The following is a 4,772-nucleotide window of genomic DNA, read 5'->3' on the forward strand; positions in this document are numbered from 1 at the left end:
AGCCGTAGAATGATACGGCTCTTTTACATAATCTGTTAAGCCACTCACTTCCAGTGGCTTACCAACACGAACTTGATTGCGGAATACTCGTTCCGCACATTCTACCAATCCTTCAATCTGTGCTGCACCTCCAGTGAGGACAACTCCAGCGGCAAGATGATGCTTTATGCCATCTTCTCGCAGCTTTGACTGAACAGTATCAATAGTTTGATTCACTAGGCCCATCAGTTCGGTATAGCGCGGCTCTATGACTTCAGACAAGGTCTGTCTTTGTAAGCTTCGAGATGGACGCCCACCAACACTTGGAACATTAACTGTATCATCTTTACTGACTAGCTCACTCAGTGCGCAGCCGTATTTTACTTTTATTTCTTCTGCGTCACTCACGGGTGTCCCAAAAGCAAAAGCGATATCACTGGTGACGGCATTACCTGCGTATGAGAAGACTTCAGTATGACGTAACGCACCGCCCGTCCAGATAGAGACATCCATAGTACCAGCGCCAATATCTACGACACAAACACCAAGTTCACGCTCGTCTTCAGTGATAACAGCATTACTCGACGCTAAGCCTGAATAAACAAGCTGCTCGACAACCAACCCACAGCGCTCGACCGCTTTAACCAGGTTTTTAGCCATATCATTGTGGCTAGAGATCAAATGGACGCTCACTTCCATTCGAACACCGGAAAGCCCAAGTGGATTTTTGATTCCCTCTTGGTAATCAATGGTAAACTCTTGCGGTATTACGTGAAGAATTCTAAGTTCATCACCTATTTTAATCGATTTTGCCGTATGAATAGCCCGGTCCATATCTTCTTGAGTCACTTCCTCTTCAGATATTGTTCCCATGCCTTTTTCGATACGACTAGCAATGTGACGTCCAGATAACGATAAAAATACATTCTTAATTTGGCACTCTGCCATCAGTTCAGCTTGATCGATTGCTCGTTGTACTGACTTAACAACAGACTCTAAATCATTAACGCCACCTTTATCCATACCACGGGATGGGCTTGTGCCTGCTCCGATGATATTGATCTGACCATCTGGTAGCACCTCACCAACTAATGCTGATATGGTCGCTGTACCTATATCTAGACCAACAATTAAATTGTCATCAACAACCTTAGTCATCCGTACTCTCTTGTGCTAAATCCGGTTCAGGGAACCAACCAACGGCAGCTCCGGTATCATATCTAAGGTCGATGTAGCTGACTCGCTCAGCGTCATTTCCTAAATTCTTATACAGAGAAATAAAACGAGCAATACGCTCGTTCATTGATTCTTTACCTAATTCTAAACGCATACCGTTATCTAGAATTATTTGCCAAGCTCTTCGGTCATTCAAAACTAATGATTGAATATTTAGACCTAGCGCTTGAAACAGTGGTGCGATGTCGCGCCAAGTCGTTAAAACATATTCATTACTGCCAGCCGGACCATAAAGTTTGACTCGGTCTCCAACTAACTGGCCAATGTCGCCATTGAATACGCGACCTTTAGTATTGAGTAAGGTACTTCCATTCCATATCGCTTCAGCCTGATGTTCGGTCAAAAAAACCTTTATCGTATCAGGCCACTGCTTACGAATGGATACCTGAGAAACCCAAGGGATAGACTGTACTGTCTCTTGCAAAGACTCGATATCTTGAGACATAAACGTACCGATATGTTCAAGTCTAGCAAAAGAGTATTGCACATCGCGAGGGGTCACGTACTCTAATTCCCCTTGCACCACTATCTTTGACAGTGGAAGCCTTTGATCATCCCACATCCAAGACAATGTTGAATAAAGCAATGTACTTATGAGCAATACAACAGCCAACAAAAAAAGACTACCCGCAGCGTGCCTTTGAGCTAATGGCAGATACGTAACACGACGGCCTTCACTTAAATGAGTCTTAATCAAAGTCCGTAGTCCTTAGCTTGGCCAGCAAACTGTCCCTATTCTACCCAATAATAGAGGTAAAGCATTCACTTTAACCTTGGGATTATACTGAGCTAACCAAAAGTATCAAATATGAAATGTGAGTTTTCTGAACCTGATTTCAGTTAACTTCTCAAAACTCTCAAATTTGACATACTTGCCTATCGTTTAGCGCATCTTATTAATATTTAGCTCAAGAGTAGCAAGCTGCTTCGCTACTTTGCCCACATCACCTGCACCTTGAGTTAAAACTAGGTCACCATCTTGTAAAACATTCGCTAAAACAGCAGGTAATGATTCTGTATCAGCGACGAAAATAGGGTCGATTCTACCTCGGCTACGAATCGTGCGACATAAGGCTCGGCCATCAGCCCCTGCGATAGGCTGCTCTCCAGCAGGGTAAACATCAAGCATCAGCAACACGTCAACTTGATCGAGAACATTCGCAAAATCATCATACAAATCACGAGTTCGTGAATATCGATGCGGTTGGAATATCATCACCAAGCGTTTTTCTTCCCAGCCACTTCTTGCCGCTTTTATCGTAACATCAACTTCTGTTGGGTGATGTCCGTAATCATCAACAAGCATGGCCTGACCACGGCCAGTCTCAAATTCCCCTAAATGCTCAAATCGGCGACCTGTACCTTCAGTACCAATCATGGCAGAAAGAATCGCTTCATCGCCAATATCGTCTTCAGTGGCAACGGCTATCGCAGCAGATGCATTTAATGCATTGTGTCGACCTGGAATGTTTAAGGTAATATCAAGGTTTGCTTTACCCTTTCGTACCACCGTGAATTTACCCTGCTGACCATTTTGTTGATAGTTTTCAAGGCGAACATCAGCGTCTTCCGAAAAGCCGTAAGTAATGACTTGGCGGCTAATACGTGGAATCAACTCTCTCACTACAGGATCATCAATACACACAATAGCTTGACCGTAAAATGGGAGATTATGTAAGAAGTCGATAAAGGTCTGTTTTAATACCTCAAAGTCACCACCGTAGGTATCCATGTGATCCGCTTCGATGTTTGTCACAATACTGACCATAGGCTGTAGATGTAAAAATGAGGCATCACTTTCATCGGCTTCAGCGATCAAAATCCGGCTAGAACCTAGGCGAGCATTGGTGCCAACACTTTTAACCAGGCCACCATTAACAAACGTAGGATCTAAGCCCGCTTCTGAATAGATCTGCGTAACGAGCGCTGTAGTGGTGGTTTTACCATGAGTGCCAGCAACAGCAATACCATGGCGAAAACGCATGAGTTCTGCCAGCATTTCAGCACGTCGTACAATCGGAATCCTCAATTCACGAGCCGCAACAATCTCTGGATTCTCTTCGTTGATGGCGGTTGAAACAACAACAACACTGGCCTCTTCAACATTACTTGCTTGATGGCCTATGTAAACCATTGCGCCTTTTGAAGATAACCTTGTAGTGACAGGGTTTTGAGCAAGATCAGACCCTGTGATTTGGTAACCTTCATTGAGCAGAACTTCTGCAATACCGCTCATACCAGCACCACCGATACCAATGAAATGAATGCTTTTTACGCGACGCATCTCTGGGACTATTGCTCTGATTTGGGCTAGATCTTGTGTATGTTTAATGGTCATAGATTTATCTCGTTAGTTACTCAGGGCAATAATGGCATCGGCGACGATTTGATCCGCTTCAAGCATCGCAGCACCTCTCGCGTTGCTTGCCATCTTTAACAATGTTGGTCGGTCTAATTCTTTAATCATGTCAGCCAGTTTTTTTACCGTGAGTTCTGGCTGTTCTATCATTTTCGCAGCGCCACATTCTACCAAATGATCGGCATTGAGTGCCTGCTGGCGATCTTTGTGCATGAATGGGATAAAAATCGCCCCGACTCCAGCGGCTGAAAGCTCAGAAACCGTTAAGGCTCCGGATCGGCAAACCACCAAGTCTGCCCATTGATACGCCGCTGCGACATCATCAATAAAATCAACCGCTTCAAAATTAGCGACATGATGCTGTTGATAAAGCTCGCTAACGTCGGTTTGATTGTTTCGCCCGGCTTGATGAAGGATCTGATACTGATCACCGAGTTGCCCCATCACTTCCGGTAAGGTGTGATTTAAAATTCGTGCTCCCTGACTTCCGCCCATGACAAGTATCCGAATTGGGGTGCTACGCGCTGCCAAGCGACTTTCAGGATCCGTAATGGCCGCTACATCCTCTCGTACTGGGTTACCGACAACTTGTGCATCAGGAAAAGCACCAGGAAACGCCTGAAATACTTTTTTGGCAATCTTGGACAACCACTGATTGGTTAGCCCCGCAACGGCATTTTGTTCATGAAGAACAACAGGAACACCACTCAACCAGGCAGCAATGCCACCAGGCCCACTTACATACCCGCCCATACCAAGTACAACGTCAGGTTGCCAAGCTTTAATGTAGTTTCGAGCCTGTAATATCGCCGCCAAGATTTGAAATGGTGCTTGAAGAAGACCCACCATTCTTTGGCCTCGAATCCCTTTCACTTTGATAAAATCAATTTCGATACCGTGCTTTGGAACTAGATCGGCTTCCATACGGTCAGCCGTGCCTAACCAACGAATATCCCAGCCCTGTTGCTGAAGTTTCTTGGCCACGGCTAATCCCGGAAAAACATGTCCTCCAGTCCCTCCTGCCATCACCAGTAATCGTTTATTCTTTTTCATTATCATCTTTTTCTAAATTTAATTTGGGGACAGACTGCAGCCGACATTCGTGATCAATTCTCAATAAAATTGAGACAGCAACAGTCATAACAATGAGGCTTGAACCACCGTAACTGATCAGTGGCAGCGTTAATCCTTTGGTTGG

5 protein-coding genes are annotated in these 4,772 nt (G+C 44.8%); all 5 read right to left on the minus strand.

Annotation, left to right across the window (positions count from 1 at the left end; all coding sequences use genetic code 11):
- On the minus strand, positions 1-1,137 hold a 1,137-nt coding region (ftsA, locus tag ACP45E_RS20580; protein ID WP_069585487.1), incomplete at its 3' end, for a cell division protein FtsA.
- Positions 1,130-1,912, minus strand: coding sequence for a cell division protein FtsQ/DivIB (locus ACP45E_RS20585; protein WP_017037742.1), 783 nt, complete (start codon positions 1,910-1,912; stop codon positions 1,130-1,132). The genes ftsA and ACP45E_RS20585, both read right to left, overlap by 8 nt.
- Before the next feature lie 186 nt (positions 1,913-2,098).
- Positions 2,099-3,553: a UDP-N-acetylmuramate--L-alanine ligase gene (gene murC / locus ACP45E_RS20590; protein ID WP_017037743.1), complete on the minus strand. Its 1,455-nt coding sequence runs from the start codon at positions 3,551-3,553 to the stop codon at positions 2,099-2,101.
- Positions 3,554-3,565: 12 nt separating this feature from the next.
- Complete coding sequence (gene murG, locus ACP45E_RS20595; RefSeq protein ID WP_017037744.1) at positions 3,566-4,627, minus strand: undecaprenyldiphospho-muramoylpentapeptide beta-N-acetylglucosaminyltransferase; 1,062 nt, start codon at positions 4,625-4,627, stop codon at positions 3,566-3,568.
- Positions 4,614-4,772 (minus strand): FtsW/RodA/SpoVE family cell cycle protein (locus tag ACP45E_RS20600; RefSeq protein ID WP_158008405.1); only part of this gene is annotated, 159 nt, incomplete at its 5' end. The genes murG and ACP45E_RS20600, both read right to left, overlap by 14 nt.

Source organism: Vibrio genomosp. F10 str. 9ZD137, from assembly GCF_049974785.1.
Lineage (GTDB): Bacteria > Pseudomonadota > Gammaproteobacteria > Enterobacterales > Vibrionaceae > Vibrio.